The sequence below is a fragment of the Psychrobacter sp. CAL346-MNA-CIBAN-0220 genome, assembly GCF_040309805.1.
Taxonomy (GTDB): Bacteria; Pseudomonadota; Gammaproteobacteria; order Pseudomonadales; family Moraxellaceae; genus Psychrobacter.
This window is the reverse complement of sequence record NZ_JBEOPF010000004.1, coordinates 1-17,587: the sequence shown is the minus strand read 5'-3', so window position 1 is coordinate 17,587 and position 17,587 is coordinate 1. Positions and strand designations below refer to the sequence as shown.

Here is a 17,587-nt window from a genome sequence, read left to right as displayed (position 1 = left end):
GAGTTATCCAATAACAAAAAATGGATTAAAAAAAGAGCGTCAACAATGACGCCCTTTTTATACAGTCTGTAGCGACTATAATGTGAAAAATCGAAAGATGTTCAATGGCTTGTTTTAACCATTAAAGGTTTTAACCACCGAAATCATCAAGCGCAATATTTTCGTCTTCCACACCCATACTGTGTAACATATCGATTACCGCCGCATTCATCATCGGTGGCCCACACATGTAATATTCACAATCTTCCGGATTTGGATGATCTTTTAGATATTCTTCTAATAACACATTATGAATAAAGCCTGTATAACCATCCCAATTATCTTCAGGTAATGGATCTGACAAAGCTACATGCCATTGGAAATTAGCAAACTCTTCTTGGAGCTGATCATAATCTTCAACATAGAACATCTCACGAATAGAGCGTGCACCATACCAAAAGCTGATTTTACGATCCGTGTGCAAACGTTTAAGCTGATCAAAAATGTGCGAGCGCATGGGTGCCATACCAGCACCACCACCAATAAAGATCATTTCAGCTTCAGTCTCTTTGGCGAAGAATTCACCATAAGGACCAGATACGGTGACTTTATCGCCTGGCTTTAAGCTAAACGTCCACGAAGACATTTTACCGGGTGGAATACCATCAGGACCGCGCGGAGGTGGTGAAGCAATACGAATATTAAACTTAATTAAGCCGCGCTCTTCTGGATAGTTGGCCATTGAATAAGCACGAATAACCGGCTCATCAACTTTTGAGACATACTTGAAGATACCAAACTTTTCCCAATCTTCCTGATATTCTTCATCAATATCAAAGTCTTTATAATGCACTTCATGTGGTGGCGCTTCCAGCTGTACGTAACCACCAGCACGGAATTTTACTTCTTCGCCTTCTGGAATTTTGAGTACTAATTCTTTGATAAAGGTCGCAACGTTATCATTTGAGATAACCTCACACTCCCATTTTTGTACATCAAAGAATTCAGGATCAATTTCGATTTGCATGTCTTGCTTAACAGCAACCTGGCAAGCCAGACGCATATGATTGCGAATTTCACCTTGGGTAAAATAGCCTTCTTCGGTGGGTAAAATAGACCCACCACCTTCAATAACACGGCAGCGACATTGGGCACACGTACCACCACCACCACAAGCTGAAGATAAAAATATACCTTCACTAGCAAGGGTTTGTAGTAGCTTACCGCCTGCTGGCGTCACCACATCATTGTCGGGATTATCATTGATATGAATGGTAACATCGCCTGAACTGACCAGTCTTGAGCGTGCCGCCAAAATAATGACAACCAAGCCCATGATGATCAAGGTAAACATAGCAACGCCACCAATCGCCGTAGCATAATCCATGATATGTATCCTTAATCTATGGGGTAGGGGTACGGGGATACGTCATTGCGTTTCGTCCCGAACCTCTACCGAATAAATGAATTAAATAGGTCAAATAGCTAATTATAGTCTTAAGCCTCAGCGTTTAAATAGCCTCGTGCTTAAATCGACATACCACCGAATGACATAAAGCCTAGTGACATGAGACCGACTGTAATAAAAGTAATACCAAGACCCTGTAGTGGTGCTGGGATATCTGAGTATTTGAGCTTTTCACGGATACCGGCTAATACGGTAATGGCAAGTGCCCAACCGAAACCAGCACCAAAGCCGTATACCACGGACTCACTAAAGTTATAGTCACGCTCAACCATAAATAGCACGCCACCTAAGATGGCACAGTTAACAGTAATCAGTGGCAAGAACACCCCAAGGGCGTTATACAAACTTGGGACAAACTTATCTAGGAACATCTCTAAAATCTGCACCACGGCAGCAATGAGACCGATATAACTGAGCAAGCCTAAAAAGCTTAAATCAATATCCGGAAAACCTGCCCATGCTAGCGCGCCATCTTTTAGGATGAACTGAAATAACAAATTGTTCAATGGCACAGTGAGTGCCATAACAAAGACCACTGCGACCCCAAGACCAATAGCGGTGGATACTTTTTTCGATACCGCTAAAAAGGTACACATGCCTAAGAAATAGGCCAGCGCCATATTTTCGATAAAGACTGAGGTTATAAATAAACTAACATAATGTCCCATTAGTGACCCCCTCCATGTGCCATGCCTTTAGACTGCGGCTTCATTACAAATTCAGCCTCTTCAACCTGTTCTGGTTTCCAAATGCGCACGATGACAATAAACATCGCAATAATAAAGAACGCTGAAGGTGGCAATAATAATAAGCCATTAGGTACATACCAGCCACCATCAGTAGCTGGTTGTAATAGGGTGATACCAAACCAGCTACCTGAGCCTAATATTTCGCGAATAGTTGCGACGAATAATAGGACTGCAGAGTAGCCAAGACCGTTACCAATACCATCTAAAAAGCTGGGCACCGGTGGGTTACTCATCGCAAAGGCTTCTGCACGGCCCATCACGATACAGTTAGTGATGATCAAACCGACGAACACTGACAGTCCTTTACTCACATCATAAGCCACCGCTTTTAGTATCTGATCGACCAAAATAACCAAGGAGGCAATAATAGTCATCTGTACGATAATACGGATGCTTGATGGAATCTGTTTACGGATAATTGAGATAAAGAAACTTGAAAATGCGGTCACTAATGTCAACGCCACACTCATGACCAACGCATTAGACATGCTAGTGGTCACCGCCAATGCGGAACAAATACCTAAGATTTGTAGGCCAATGGGGTTATTGTCAAAAATGGGCGAGACTAAAATACTTTTTGTATCAGCCATGCTATGCCTCCTTGCCGTGTGCTGCTGGTGCTATGGATGCCAGCTCGGTTACGGGGTACGTCTCTTTCTGAGTTGGGTTCTGACCTAGCTTTTTATATAAACTTTGAGATGAGCTTTGCTGTGCTTGCGCATCAGTACTTGTCAGCGTTTTACCGCTTTCTTTACGCTGCTGATCCAAATAAGGCTTGTAACCTTGCTCACCTAACCAGAACTGAATCATATTACTGACACCACGGCTGGTCAGCGTCGCACCACTGATACCATCTATCCAATTCTCTTTGGGGTTACCGGCTTTGGTCACACCAGTAGCAACTTTACCGTTTTCATCATAGGAATGAATACCGCTCCACGTGGCACGCCATTTTGGCTCTTCAATACGAGCCCCTAAGCCTGGGGTTTCTTTATGCTCATAAAAACTGATACCTTTAATGGTATTCATATCACTTTCAAGGGTCAAGAAACCATAGATAGTACCCCATAGGCCATAGCCTTGAATCGGTAGCACGACCATTTCAGGTTGACCGGCATCATCATTCTTTACATACACTTTAGCGTATTTAGGTTTGCGACCGATACTGGCAGGATCATTCTCACCTAAATCTTCACTTAATGCCTTATTTTTAGTCGCTTGATTGGCATCATAAGTATTACGATCTGCAATACCAACTGCTGTTAAGGCGTCATCATCTAAGTAGTTGCCTTTATCTAAGTCAACAATTTCAATATCGAAATCTTTAAAACGCTCAGCGACATCTTTATCTGTATCAGAAGCGGGGTCAAACATGCCAGCGGCGACCAAGATATTCTTATTGCGGTCTAAGCGCGCATTTTCAATTTGTGTCGGCTTCAAGCCGACGGCTGCTGCTGAAACCAATATGGAACACACCAAGCATAGCGTCAACGCCACGCTGATGGTTTTCATATTATTACTTTTGGGCTTGGACATAGCGAACCCTCCGTGCAGTTTGGCGTTTGATATTTGCTTGGGTGACAAAGTAGTCAAACAGTGGGGCAAATAAGTTGGCAAATAGAATAGCGAGCATAATGCCTTCTGGGAACGCTGGATTAACCACCCGGATCAATACGGTCATAAACCCAATCAAGATACCATAAGCCCAGCGGCCTTTATTGGTATGCGCGGCTGACACTGGATCGGTTGCCATAAAGACCGCACCAAACGCAAAACCACCGATGACCAAATGCCAATAGAACGGTAGGTTCATCATGAGGTTTTCTTCAGAACCAATCATATTAAAGATAAGTGAGGTAATAATTAGCCCGATTACACAGCCTGACATGATGCGCCATGAGGCAATACGCGTCCATAACAGCACTGCAGCACCAAATAAGATGGCAAGAGTCGATACTTCACCAATACTACCTTGGATATTACCTAAAAAGGCATCACTCCAGTTAATGGCCTGGCCATAGACATCAATAAATTTGTCCGGTGTCACCCCAAGAGCCGCTAAGCCAAGTGGCGTCGCACCAGAGAAGCCATCAACCGCTGTCCACACGGAGTCACCTGACATATAGGCAGGATAGGCAAAATATAGAAACGCACGACCCGATAGGGCAGGGTTCAGGAAGTTTTTACCCGTACCACCAAATACTTCTTTGGCCACGACTACCCCAAAGATAATACCCAAGGCGACCTGCCATAATGGAATATCTGGTGGCATAATCAACGCGTACAGTACCGAGGTCACAAAGAAACCTTCGTTCACCTCATGACCGCGAACCACGGCAAAGATAATTTCACATGAAATACCTACTGCAAAAGTGACGATATAAATCGGTAAGAACTGCATCGCCCCATAGACAAAGCATGCCCAGATATTTTCTGGGTTATAGCCTGCCATGCTGGTGATAATGGTACGCCAGCCGTCAGGTTGCAGCCCAAGCTTCTCTACCGCTGTCAGTGCTTGATGACCGACGTTGTACATACCCCAAAACATCGCTGGGAAAGTACACATCCATACGGTGATCATAATACGCTTAAGATCGATACCGTCACGTACATGTGATGAGGTAAAAGTCGTTGAGTCTGGTTGACGTAAAAAGGTATCAAACATCTCAAAGAGAGCGTAGTATTTTTCGTGTTTGCCACCCTTAGTAAAGGACGGCTCCATCCGATCGAACATGTTGTGTAAAAATTTCATCGTGGTTAGCCCTCCAGCTCAATGCGCGTTAAGTTATCACGCAAAATATCACTGTATTCATATTTGCCAGGAGAAACGAAGGTGCACAAGGCCAAATCTTCTTCGTCCAGTTCAAGAACACCTAAGTCAACCGCGGTGATAATGTCTTCGATAATTAGTGCGCGCAAAAGCTGCGTTGGCAGATAATCTTGCGGCATAATTTTTTCATAAACCCCAATCGGTACCATAGCGCGCGGTGAGCCATTAGTAGTCGTGGTAAAGTCATACTTTTTATTACTAAAGAAATGGGAGATATAAATGGGCAATTTAGAGAAACGGTTTTTACCGGCTCTTAAAAAATGGAACGAGGGGCGTTCATGTCCTTCAGATAACACACTGATTTGATCATGAAAACGGCCAAGATAGGAGATGTTGTCAAACACTTTACGGCCCGACAGAACCGAACCTGAAATGATACGGTTCTCGCCTGCGATCAATTGACCTTTGGTCAAAGCTGTAATATCAGCACCGCGCTCAGTGGCGACCAAATGCGGTTCTTTAACCGCAGGGCCTGCTAGACTGATCAAGCGGCGCGTATATAAACGACCAGTGGTAAAGAGCTTACCAATCGCAATCACATCTTGATAGCCAATTGTCCATACAGTCACGCCGCGAGCAATAGGATGCAAAAAGTGTATATGCGTACCGGCTAGACCTGCTGGATGCTTACCGGTAAAACTATGATATTCAGTGACATTATTAGTAGCCGTGTGCGGTACTGGCGTCAACTGAGCATCACCATGATGGCAGACAAAAGTCTTTGGACTTAGAGTTGATAAAATGGCAAGGCCATCATTGAACGCCTGCAGCTGCTCATTAATCAGCAGCATGGGATCAAATGCTAATGGATTGGTATCCATAGCAGTAACAAAGATAGCGTGCGGACGGTCACCGATATCGGGCGCGCGGCTAAAGGGACGTGTGCGAAATGCGGTCCATTCACCCGAGGCAAGCAATTGGGTTTCAACTGCTTTAGAGTCTAAGTCAGCAAGTTGCTGGGATTCATAGCGCTGAAAGTCTACTTCTTCACCGTTGGGATCAATCTGAATCACCAGACTCTCAAACACACGACGGTCGCCGCGCTTAATGGCAATGACTTTGCCTGCAGCAGGTGCCGTATAGATGACACCGACCCGTTTCTTATCTTCAAAAACAGGCTGACCTTTTGCTACGATGTCGCCTTCTTTGACGTTCATCGTGGGCTTCATACCCACATAATCGTAGCCAATGAGTGCCACCTGTGCGGGTCTGTGCTCAGATATCTCGCGGGAGGGCTCACCGGTGATGGGCAAATCCAAACCTTTTTTAATGGTAATCATAAGCGAAAACTTAGTCCATAGTCTAAAACGATACCAGACGTCCTGTTTGGTACATCGGCAGTATGAACATCGGCGTCACTAAAAGAAATTAACCATCTATTCCCTATAGTAGGGCGGTGATAAAGACCTTCAAAAAAACGCTTGAGCATTACTGCTAGTAAGAGTATTAACGCTGACCTTAGACTCCTTAACAACACGTTAATGTCTTATTCGAATTACCAAAGTGGCGGCTGGCTACCAGGATGCATGATAAAACTCTCTAACTATAGTCAAAATTAAACGCTATTAACTATAGCAGAAGCCAGTCCCATCATACCTTCTATAACAAATACAAGAATTGTAATACCAGTGTGATTTAATTAGAGCTATTCAATAAAATTGATATGGGGTTAAATGTTAGTAGAACCAAGTAATCACCCATCTAAATAGGTAACAAACTGGTAAAACGATCAACCAATTAAGTGAGTGATGGATGGCTTGTTAATGCCTTATAAAAAGGTATCTAAGCGCAGTTTAGTGACCTATGATAGCATCTATAAACACCTCACATGTGAGCACTTGAGGTCATCCATTTATCAAAGAAACAAGTAACATGACCACCAATGTAGCCCTGTCATTTACCATATTCTAACTGCAAAGCATCGTCAAACCATCTGTAGATACAAAACGGTTGGGTGTTCTTACATAGAAACAAATACAAATTTACCTAGGATTATACGCTAAATTAACCTAAAATTGCCAGTTAGTAATTGAATTTACCTAATATTAGTACTGAGTTTAGGTGCTAAAACTTATAGTTATGAGTGTCTAGTTTCTGAAACTAGCAACATTATCTTCTACTCAAAATTTTATTCTATTTTTTAACTATTCTATATCTTAATTTAATATCTAAATAGTATTTTCAAACTTTGTTTTATTTTTGATATTATTTTGATTTCACGTTTTATAAGGAATGCTATATGTGTGCTGTGCCTGTCATTATTCCAGCTATTGATCTAAAAGATGGTAAATGTGTGCGCCTAAAACAAGGCCGTATGGAAGATGATACGGTTTTTTCTGATGACCCCGTAGCAATAGCGGCGCGTTGGGTAAAAGAGGGCGCACGGCGGTTACATTTGGTTGATTTAAACGGTGCATTTGATGGCGTGCCAGTTCATAAAAGTGTGGTTCATGATATTGCCAAAGCTTTTCCTAAGCTGCCTATCCAGCTTGGCGGTGGTGTCCGTAATATGCATACTATTGAACAGTATATCACCGCCGGTTTGACTTATATTATAATTGGTACTAAAGCCGTTGAAGATCCTGAATTTGTTACTGAAGCCTGTCGCGAGTTTGCTGGACATATCATTGTCGGTATTGATGCCAAAGATGGTATGGTCGCCACCCATGGTTGGGCGAATGTTACTGATACCAAAGCCACAGAGCTGGCAAAACGTTTTGCCGACGTTGGGGTTTCCTCTATCGTTTATACTGATATTGCTCGTGATGGCATGATGCAAGGTGTCAATGTCGAACAAACTATAAATTTAGCTCGTGAAGGTGGCCTGCCAGTAATTGCTTCCGGTGGCGTGACTGATATGCAGGATATTAAATTATTAAAACCTTATGGTGACTGTATAGAAGGTATCATTACTGGACGCGCTATTTATGAAGGTACATTAGACCTTGGTGAGGCGCAGAATTATTTAGATAGCAAATAAGTTTCTCGACTGATCTAGCTTAAAATTCTAGGTTGACCCAGTTTAGAATAACCATCAAGATTACTAAAGGGTGCTTATGGCTGCTTATTCCACTCACTCATTTGTTCTCAAATGGCGGCTTGCATCGGGTCAGCTGCTATTGCTATTAAGCATTTTTTTAACTTTGCCTTTACATGCCGCTGTTGAACAGCCTACTGATGTTACAGCGGCATCAGATATAGAAAACCTAGAAGCAGACTCTGCAAACACTTTAGCAATTATTGAGCCAATAACAGAACCAGTCACTGATAACTCTATCGCTCCAGCTAGTCCTACTCATGATAGTGGCATCCTGCCTACTGCCCCAACTACAGCGCCAGCTAAGCCGCCAGTTATCAGCGGTGAGAGTACCAATAATGCCCAAATCGAAACTATCCCAACCCTGCAAAAAGACAATGACATTCGTCAACGTATCAGTGGTATTTTTTCTGAAATCGAAGGTTTACAAACTGTTGGTGTCAGCGTCACTCAAGGCGTTGTTACTTTAACGGGTGAAACCCCGAATGAAAAAAAAGCCCAGCAGGCTATCAACCTAACCAATCGTTTAACTGATGTGGTTACGGTAGAAGATAAGATTAACCGCACCTTGGATGTACAAGATAACGTCACAACCGTTTATCAGGGGCTTAAGGTTCAAGGTAAAAATCTACTTAAAGCCATACCCTTATTATTGGTAGGTATTATAATATTTAGTATTGTGACTTGGTTTGGTAGTTGGTTGTCTAATCGGCAAAAAATGTGGCAGCGCTTGACACCCAACCCTTTTGTGGCTGAACTGTTGTCACAAACTGTTAAAGTGATCTTTATTGTCTTTGGACTGATATTGGCATTAAGTTTAGTAGGAGCGGAAACCATACTAGGGACGCTCCTCGGTGGTGCAGGGGTTATAGGTATTGCCGTTGGTTTTGCGGTAAAAGACACCATTGAGAATTACATAGCCTCTCTGATGCTAAGTATTCGTCAGCCATTTCGTGCCCGTGATCAGATCGTCATTAACGGTCAAGAAGGCATTGTAGTACGTTTGACCTCACGGGCGACAATTCTGATGACTTTAGACGGTAATCAGTTGCGTATTCCTAATGCTGAAGTCTTCAAAGGTACTATTCTAAACTATACCAAAAACCCTGAGCGTCGCTTTACTTTTGAGCTGGGAGTGGATGCCAATGATGACCCACTCGCAGCCATTAAAGTTGGGATCGATGCCATATGTACGTTAGACTTTGTGCTGGACAAGCCTAAAGCAATAGCGGTTATTACAAAGGTTGGTGATTCCAACATTCTCCTCGAGTTTCAAGTGTGGGTGGACCAGTCAGAGACTGACTTTGCTAAAGCGCGCAGTATTGCCATTCGTGAAACTAAGCATGCTCTAGAGAATGAAGGCTTTAGCTTACCTGAACCTATTTACCGCCTACGCTTCAATCATAAGCTCGAGAAGGCTCTTGAACATCTAAATAATAATAACAGTACCAGTAAGGACGACCCTGAGATTACTGTAATGCCGATGACACCTGCACAGGAAATTGCTGTACATGGTGATGAAATTACTGTTGACGACAAAGATAAGAAACAGGCCAAAGCGCGTGCTAAGTATATTTTGCAAGGGCATAATAGTGATGACGTACTTGATGCGCGTCCTGATGAAAAGCTAATGGAAAAAGTAAACCAAGAAATTGCTGAGAGTTCTGATGAGACTGATTTATTGGATAAGAGCAGTCCACAAGAATAGGCATAAGATCAAATGTTTATAAACCAGCGTCAAAATAGTAACAAAGGATAACCATGCAAGCAAAATATCTGATTATCATTGCACTTTTAGGTATTGCTGGGTTGTTGGGCTTTAATATCATTAACAGTAGCCACTACGAGGATAACAAAGCTGTTGCTATTAATACTGTTGAGCCCCCAGAGTCGAACGATAAGCCTATATCGACCACGAATAGGGAAGGTATTGCTAACAAACCGCTAGACGAGCAACCCAAAGCTATAATGGATAAGGCGACTACCCAGATAAATCAGGCGCAGCAAACCGAGCAAGAACGTTTAAAAAAAATGGATAGCCTGCAGTAGTGAATTAAATAGCGGGCGAATCATCCGCACAAAAAAGGCTAACGATAACGTTAGCCTTTTTTATAACCGTCTAGTGTTTAACTGGCTTTAGCTTTTCTTGCTATTACCACTACTACGGCGACGTTTTTTCTTGGCTGGACTTGCCTCAGTCTGGTTCATCTCACTAGATTGCAACTTAGCTGTCAAATCAAAGTCAATTTGTAGCAGATCCATATTAACCCCAGCAACTTTTACTCGTACCGAATCACCAAGTCCGAACAACGTGCCTTTGTCTTTACCGATAAGTTGTTGCTGTTTCTCATCATAGACAAAGAAGTCATCGCCAACATTGGAGATGTGTACCAGACCATCAATATATAGGTCAGTGAGCATCACAAAAAGGCCAAAGCTAGTTACGGTGGTGACTGTGCCATCAAATTCTTCGCCGACATGGTCTTTCATATAATGACACTTGAGCCACGACTCTACAAAGCGAGAGGCTTTTTCGGCACGGCGCTCCGTATCTGAGGTTTGGGTACCCGCACCTTCAAGAGAGAATTCCATCACCGGCTGCTGACTATTAGTTACTTTCGCTTTAATCGCGCGGTGCAGCATCAGGTCAGGGTAGCGGCGAATCGGCGAGGTAAAGTGGCTATATTCGTCATATGCCAAACCGAAGTGACCGATATTATCGGGCGCATAATTCGCCTGCATCATTGAGCGTAGTAGCATACTGTGGATACTGACGGCATCAGGACGTTCTTTGGTAGCCTCGATGATACGCTGATAATCTGCTTGCGTTGGACTCTCTTCTGGAAAGCTCAAACCAAAGTTTTTTGCATATTCATGAATACGCATCGACTTTTCGCCATCAGGCTTATCATGATTGCGATATAAAACAGGCAGCTCATTTTTTAGTGTGTAGTTTGCCGCGCAGGTATTTGCCAGCAGCATACACTCTTCAATAAGTTTGTGTGCATCACCACGTGTACGCGGCAAGATAGCCGCGATACCACCTTCTTCATTAAATTTAATATAAGTCTCAACCGTTTCAAACTCCATCGCATGACGTTCTTCACGCTTTTTAAGGAGCAAATCATACAGTTGATGTAGAGTATCAACAGATTTCTTAACGGCTTTATTCTCTGTCAAAGATTTTGGAATGCTGTCATCTTTTGGGTCAGCAAAATAAGCGTTTACTTGATTATAAGTCAAGCGCGCTTGTGAGTGCATAACTGCTGGATAAAAGTCATAAGCGGTAACTTTACCTGCACGTGAAACTTTGATATCAGCGACCATACACAAGCGATCGGCTTCAGGATTCAATGAACAAAGACCATTCGACAGTACTTCTGGCAACATCGGTATGACGCGATGGGGGAAATATACCGAGGTTCCACGCTCATAAGCATCTTGATCAAGTGGAGAGTTTGGTGTGACATAATGACTCACATCAGCAATAGCAACTAATATACGATAGTTACCACCAGCCCGCTTTTCAGCGAATACCGCATCATCGAAATCGCGTGCATCTTCGCCATCAATAGTAATCAGCGGTAAATCACGCAGATCAGTACGACCTTTTAAATCTTTCTTAGTTGGTTCTTGATAATCATTGGCTTGTTGAATGGCCGCTTCGCTAAATTCAGAAGGAATATCGTAGTTAAGTAACGTGGTTTCAATGATGAGTTCGCGATCATTGTCATTAGTGAGCACTTCAGTTATTTTTCCGGTAGAAAATTCATGCTGATTTGGCCAGTCGATAATATCAACTTTAACCGGATAGCCTTGTTTCGCGCCTACTGCTTGCACATTATCATCAGTGACGGTGATCGGTTGATGATTATTTGGGCTACCAAGCTCAACACAATAGCCGTCTTCATCTTTTGCTAGGGTACCGATGAACTGGTTTTGATGGCGCTCAGTAACTTCAACGATACGCCCTTCAGTACGACCACGGTTGTCCGTTGAAGTACCAACAGCATTGACTTTATCGCCGTTAAAAACCCAACGCATTTGTTTTTCATGTAAAAATAGATCTGGCATATCACTTAACAATACAAAGCCAAAACCTTTCGCATGTGCGGACACGGTACCAGTGACAATATCTTGCTGGGTTACCGTACGATAGCGATAAGGACGCCCTTCGCGGTTAACTTGCCCATCACGAGCCATCGCTTTTAGACGATTGCCTAAAGCATCAAACTGATCAGGATCTTCTATATTAAAAGCTTTTGCCAATTGTTGATGCGTCATGTCACCTTGTTCATTAATCGTGCTCAATATCAGCTCACGACTAGGAATAGGATTGTCATATTTTTGTGCTTCAGCCGAGGCGTTTGGATCATTCCAACTCATAAAGTACCGTATCTATTTTTTTAAATTATTAATAATCGCTATCTTAACACGAACGACGCCGTAATATCTTAGGTCAATTGTCTTATATGCATCTGATAGCAGGGAGTTGTTACGTTCAATCAGTAAGGGTTACCTAATTATTTTAGATATCAATATCAAATGAACTTGATTTATCTTTGATCTTTTTACTGTCCAATTCTTTTGATACTTCAAGCACGGTAGTCTGATTGGATTTATCTAAATACTTTTGTGCTTTGTCAACTTCGGTGGTCAAAGTATTGACGGTTAGCTTCATATTTTCTAGCGCTTCAATTTTATAATTACTAATCATATCCATGGTGTCATAGACATTATTGAAGGCGTTTTGCAATTTATCAAGTTCAATAGTGCTACTGGTCGCTTGCTCATGAATTTCACCTGATTGGCGCTTAAGCATGGCAGAAGTTGACTCGATTAAACTACTGGTGGTTTTATTTAAAGCGGTAATTTGATCCAGCACCAGCTTTTGGTTGGTCATTGCCTGGGCAACGATAACCGCTGTACGTAACGCTGAGACCGTGGTAGTGGTAGCGCGATCAACCCCTTTAATAAGCTCTAAGTTATTTCTACGAATAGTATCAAGGGCTAAATAACCTTGCACGTTAACTGCCAGTTGGGTCAAAAAATCCGTATTTTTCTGGCGCACATAGAACAGCATCTCTTCTTTGATAATACGTGCTTTTTCAGGGTCAGTGGCCTCAATCGTATAAATTTTTTGCTCTAGCTGCTCATCGATTTTCTTGCCAACATAAACGTATTGACGAATAGACTGCATCAAATCCCACATATTGACTTTTTCTTGTTCAATCATGGCATTGTCTTTGAGCAGCTCATCTTTACCATTATAAAGACTGGTTACTACCGCATTAATATGCGACTGTGCTGACTCATACTGTCTAAAGTAATCCTGTACTTTATTACCATAGGGAATCAAACCAAATAATTTACGTGAGCTAGTCAGCTCTTTTTTGCTAGGGTCCAAGTCCTCTACAATTCCGCGCAGTTCAGTGAGCGATTTAGCAATGGGCGAGTTATCAAATAAGCTGTCATTAAGGCTTTTAGCCGGTAATTCTAGCATCCGGTTAGAAATTTGCGCAGATTCACGTATTTCTTTATTACCTAAATTATGGATAGATTCAACATTTTGCTTAAATTCAGGACTGTGAACAGAGTTAGTAATGACATGATCTACAAAAGCATCGACTTTAGCATCAAGCTCTGGAATTTGGCTTTCATCTAGTGTGACCATCTGATCCGCTTCACTTTTTTGTATTTCTTTAACAGGGGCAGGGGGTGTCAGAGAGATGCTGGGGGTAGTCATGTTTTCGGGTGGGGTTAACTCTTGCATGAAATTTCCTATAATCACTGAAATTAGGGAGATTTTTTAACTAATATTTTACACACTAGATTTGGCGATAAAGATTCTTTTTTAATTGAATGGTCATTAATGAGTGCGACATAGATATAAGATTACCGTGTTATTAAATTTTAGAGAAGGTTGGTTTTGTAAAGTAGCTATCACTATTGTGCAAAATAGCAGCAGTCTAATAGCAAAAAACCATCAATATCTTACAGCATATTGATGGTTAAAAATTCAGATAGTTATGGCAGCTAACAATACGCTGTTTAACTATTTTTTCTTAGTAGGCCCTAGCAGCATACCCATTTGTCGACCTTCCATTTTTGGATACTGCTCGACATTCGATATATCAGCAGTGTCCTCAATGATACGGTCAAGTTGTTTCCGACCGATATCTTGGTGTGCCATCTCACGACCACGAAAGCGGATGCTAATTTTAACTTTGTCTTGATCTTCTAAAAAACTAACGATTTTTTTCAGCTTAACCTGATAATCAGCTTCTTCCGTACTAGGACGCAGTTTCATTTCTTTAAGCTGAGTTTGTTTTTGGTTTTTCTTAGCCTCTTTCGCTTTTTGCTTTTGGTCATAGAGGAAATGTTTATAATCCATGATTTTGCATACTGGCGGCTTGGCATCGGGAACTAACTCAACCAAATCTAGATTTTCATCACGTGCCGCTTTCATCGCGGTATCGATATCGACCACGCCCATTTGTTCGCCGTCCTCTCTGACAAGACGAACTTCTTTAACACTGATATCTTCATTGGTGTTCAGACGGTTTGACTGTTTAATAGGTATTACTCCTGATCTGTTTTTTGATTCTGTCGGCCTTTTTCGGCGACAGCTGTCTGTACTAATGTGATAAATTCAGGAACACTCATCACGCCTAGGTTCTCACCTTCACGAGTTCGGACGTTGACGCTGCCTGATTCGACTTCTTTATCCCCTAATACTAGCATATAGGGAATACGTTCTAATGTTTTCTCTCGTATCTTAAATCCAATCTTTTCGTTACGCAAGTCACTAATGGCGCGCAAACCTGCATTTTTCAACTCACTAACCACATTTTCACAGCTTTTCGCTTGCTTATCAGTGATGTTCATTACCACTACTTGCTGGGGCGCAAGCCATACTGGCATCCAACCCGCATAGTGTTCAATAAGCATACCAATAAAGCGCTCGAACGATCCCAAAATGGCACGGTGTAACATAATAGGCACTTCACGCTCGCCATGCTCGTTAACGAACTCGGCATCAAGGCGCTCAGGCATATTAGGATCGACTTGAATCGTACCGCACTGCCAGACACGACCTAAACAGTCTTTGAGACTAAATTCAATTTTAGGACCATAAAACGCGCCTTCGCCCGGTAGATAATCCCAATCAAGCCCTGAATTATCAAGCGCATCAGCCAATGCTTTTTCGGCAAAATCCCAAGCTTCTTCGCTACCAACACGTTTTTCAGGACGAGTAGACAGCTTCATAATAATATCTTTAAAGCCAAAGTCATCGTAAACATCAAGAGTAAGTTTAATGAAGTCTGCTACTTCTTGCTGAATTTGCGCTTGGGTACAAAAGATATGGGCATCATCTTGCGTAAAACCGCGCACGCGCATCAAACCATGCAAAGAACCTGATGGTTCATTACGATGGCAAGAACCAAATTCAGCCATCCGCAGTGGTAAATCACGATAAGATTTTAAACCTTGGTTAAATACTTGCACGTGACACGGGCAGTTCATCGGCTTCACTGCATAATCACGACTTTCACTAGAAGTGGTAAACATATTAGTGGCATAATTACCCCAATGACCAGAACGTTCCCATAAGCTACGATCGACGATTTGTGGCGTTTTAATTTCTTCATAGCCGTTATCATTTTGTACTTTGCGCATATATTGCTCAAGTACTTGATAAATCGTCCAACCGTTTGGATGCCAAAACACCATACCTGGCGCTTGTTCTTGCATGTGGAATAGATTTAACGCTTTACCAATTTTACGGTGATCACGTTTTTCTGCTTCTTCGATACGCTGGATATAAGCTTTCAGTTGTTTTTTATCCGCCCATGCCGTGCCATAAATACGCTGTAACTGCTCGTTTTTAGCATCGCCGCGCCAATAAGCACCTGACATCTTGGTCAGTTTAAAGACTTTCAAAAACCGAGTATTAGGAACGTGGGGGCCACGGCACATATCAACATATTCTTGATGATGATATAACCCAAAAGCATCTTCGCCTGGCATATCATTGATCAGCTTGAGCTTATAATCTTCGCCACGGGCTTTGAATATCTCAATTACCTCATTGCGAGGGGTTATTTTCTTAATAACATCATAGTCCTGTTTGATCAGTTCCATCATGCGCTTTTCAATTTTTTCCATGTGTTCAGGGGTAAACGGTGTTTCACTATAGATGTCATAATAAAACCCATCATCGATCACTGGCCCAATGACCATTTTAACGTCAGGATAAAGCTGCTTAACCGCATGACCGAGCAAATGCGCACACGAATGGCGAATGATATCGACTCCATCATCGTCTTTTGGCGTCACGATTTCGACATTGGCATCAGCAATGATAGGATCAGAGGCATCAACCAAATGACCATTCACACGCCCAGCGATTGTTGCTTTGGCAAGTCCTGCTCCAATACTTTGCGCCACGTCCATAACGGTAGTGTGGCCTTCGAAGTTTTTTACGCTACCATCGGGTAAAGTAATCGCTACCATAATCTGTTCACCTGTTTTTGAGTCTGTTAGCAGTGATGATTGCAACCATCAATCATATGACCGTAAGACCACATCAATTTTATCCACGAATCGTGTTATATTTTATCTGCCTAGCTTAAACATGTGCCGCTTATATATAGCCAGCCCTAACAATTTGGCTTAATAGCAAATAGCGGACTCATCATAAACCGCGGCAGCCTGCCCTTTAAATACGGTTAACGAACAGTACAGACAAGTAAAACCATAAAAGCACCTACTATAGCAAAAAATGTCTATAAACACCAGGTAGCAAGGCATAGCGATAGATATAAATCCGTTATATCGTATATTCTAGCAAGAGACAGTATGCTTATTGGTGCCCATAGCCGCCTCGTTTTAGTGCGGTCTTTGACTTAGTTTGGTCTTTAATGAAGATATATACACTGTATAAGAGATAGATGTCATTGCTATGGTGCAGTTAATGTGTAATTAGCCTAATTATCTAAGTGTTGGTCTAATTTCATCATATTATAAATCCAGTACCTATAATCCAGTACACATATAGTCACATACACCATTAAATAAAGTAATGCGCTATAGTGCCCAGTAAGCTAATAAAGCTAATAAAGCTAATAAAGCTAAAAGGCATTAAACATTAGTCCCTAAGTACGTATATATAGGGATGCTAGAGAGTAAATAAAAACAATCCACGCACCCCTTGACGCCCGCTTCAAACTGCGTATAATACGCCCCTATTGGAACGGCGCTACTTTGAGTGAGATAGCTACTATTTATATAGTAGGTTGTAGCATGAGAAGGCAGTCAGATTGGGAATTAAAGTTTAAAATCAACTTTAGAAGCCAATTAAAAAATAAGTTCTTGACAGCAGATTAAAAGGGTCTATAATACGCCCCTCAGCAAGGGAAGCGGGCTACATAAGTAATTTACTTATCACCTGACTCACTTGATGAAACGAATTAGAATAAAGGGTTGACAGGCTATCGAATCATGATATGATGGTCAGCTCG

13 protein-coding genes are annotated in these 17,587 nt (G+C 42.1%); 3 read left to right on the top strand and 10 right to left on the bottom strand.

The genetic code is table 11. The features are described 5' to 3' along the window. Window positions 1-130: 130 nt before the first annotated feature. The 6 genes from nqrF to AAEY88_RS09010 form a co-directional block, all read right to left on the bottom strand. Window positions 131-1,366, bottom strand: coding sequence for an NADH:ubiquinone reductase (Na(+)-transporting) subunit F (nqrF, locus tag AAEY88_RS09035; protein ID WP_350561620.1), 1,236 nt, complete (start codon window positions 1,364-1,366; stop codon window positions 131-133). A gap of 140 nt (window positions 1,367-1,506) precedes the next feature. After that, entirely contained in the window at window positions 1,507-2,115 is a 609-nt protein-coding gene (gene nqrE / locus AAEY88_RS09030) for an NADH:ubiquinone reductase (Na(+)-transporting) subunit E (protein ID WP_350561618.1), read from the bottom strand. Then, window positions 2,115-2,786, bottom strand: coding sequence for an NADH:ubiquinone reductase (Na(+)-transporting) subunit D (locus AAEY88_RS09025; protein ID WP_350561617.1), 672 nt, complete (start codon window positions 2,784-2,786; stop codon window positions 2,115-2,117). Before AAEY88_RS09025 ends, nqrE begins: the two co-directional genes overlap by 1 nt. A 1-nt stretch (window position 2,787) precedes the next feature. Continuing rightward, entirely contained in the window at window positions 2,788-3,732 is a 945-nt protein-coding gene (locus AAEY88_RS09020; protein ID WP_350561615.1) for a Na(+)-translocating NADH-quinone reductase subunit C, read from the bottom strand. After that, on the bottom strand, window positions 3,713-4,948 hold the full coding sequence (locus tag AAEY88_RS09015) for an NADH:ubiquinone reductase (Na(+)-transporting) subunit B (protein WP_350561613.1): 1,236 nt from the start codon (window positions 4,946-4,948) through the stop codon (window positions 3,713-3,715). The genes AAEY88_RS09020 and AAEY88_RS09015 overlap by 20 nt, the downstream gene beginning before the upstream one ends. A gap of 5 nt (window positions 4,949-4,953) precedes the next feature. Then, the gene (locus tag AAEY88_RS09010; protein WP_350561611.1) at window positions 4,954-6,306 is read right to left on the bottom strand and encodes a Na(+)-translocating NADH-quinone reductase subunit A; all 1,353 of its coding nucleotides are present in this window, start codon (window positions 6,304-6,306) and stop codon (window positions 4,954-4,956) included. Between the two features lie 959 nt (window positions 6,307-7,265). Between AAEY88_RS09010 and hisA the strand changes: the two genes are divergently transcribed. The 3 genes from hisA to AAEY88_RS08995 all read left to right on the top strand — a co-directional run bounded on the left by hisA (window position 7,266) and on the right by AAEY88_RS08995 (window position 10,112). Beyond that, on the top strand, window positions 7,266-8,006 hold the full coding sequence (hisA, locus tag AAEY88_RS09005) for a 1-(5-phosphoribosyl)-5-[(5-phosphoribosylamino)methylideneamino]imidazole-4-carboxamide isomerase (RefSeq protein WP_350561609.1): 741 nt from the start codon (window positions 7,266-7,268) through the stop codon (window positions 8,004-8,006). A 76-nt stretch (window positions 8,007-8,082) separates the two neighbouring features. Continuing rightward, window positions 8,083-9,771, top strand: a complete 1,689-nt coding sequence (locus tag AAEY88_RS09000; RefSeq protein WP_350561607.1) for a mechanosensitive ion channel family protein — start codon at window positions 8,083-8,085, stop codon at window positions 9,769-9,771. Window positions 9,772-9,824: 53 nt separating this feature from the next. After that, window positions 9,825-10,112 (top strand): hypothetical protein, encoded by a 288-nt coding sequence (locus AAEY88_RS08995; RefSeq protein ID WP_350561605.1) that lies wholly within the window; start codon window positions 9,825-9,827, stop codon window positions 10,110-10,112. Window positions 10,113-10,199: 87 nt separating this feature from the next. Here AAEY88_RS08995 and rnr read toward each other — a convergent pair whose 3' ends face one another. The 4 genes from rnr to thrS form a co-directional block, all read right to left on the bottom strand. Then, window positions 10,200-12,449: a ribonuclease R gene (rnr, locus tag AAEY88_RS08990; protein ID WP_350561603.1), complete on the bottom strand. Its 2,250-nt coding sequence runs from the start codon at window positions 12,447-12,449 to the stop codon at window positions 10,200-10,202. 142 nt (window positions 12,450-12,591) lie between these two features. After that, entirely contained in the window at window positions 12,592-13,836 is a 1,245-nt protein-coding gene (locus AAEY88_RS08985; protein ID WP_350561601.1) for a toxic anion resistance protein, read from the bottom strand. Window positions 13,837-14,118: 282 nt separating this feature from the next. Continuing rightward, window positions 14,119-14,622 carry a translation initiation factor IF-3 gene (infC, locus tag AAEY88_RS08980; protein ID WP_350562045.1) on the bottom strand — a complete coding sequence of 168 codons (504 nt, stop codon included), beginning with the start codon at window positions 14,620-14,622 and terminating at the stop codon, window positions 14,119-14,121. A gap of 23 nt (window positions 14,623-14,645) precedes the next feature. After that, complete coding sequence (gene thrS / locus AAEY88_RS08975; protein ID WP_350561599.1) at window positions 14,646-16,580, bottom strand: threonine--tRNA ligase; 1,935 nt, start codon at window positions 16,578-16,580, stop codon at window positions 14,646-14,648. Between the last annotated feature and the right edge of the window lie 1,007 nt (window positions 16,581-17,587).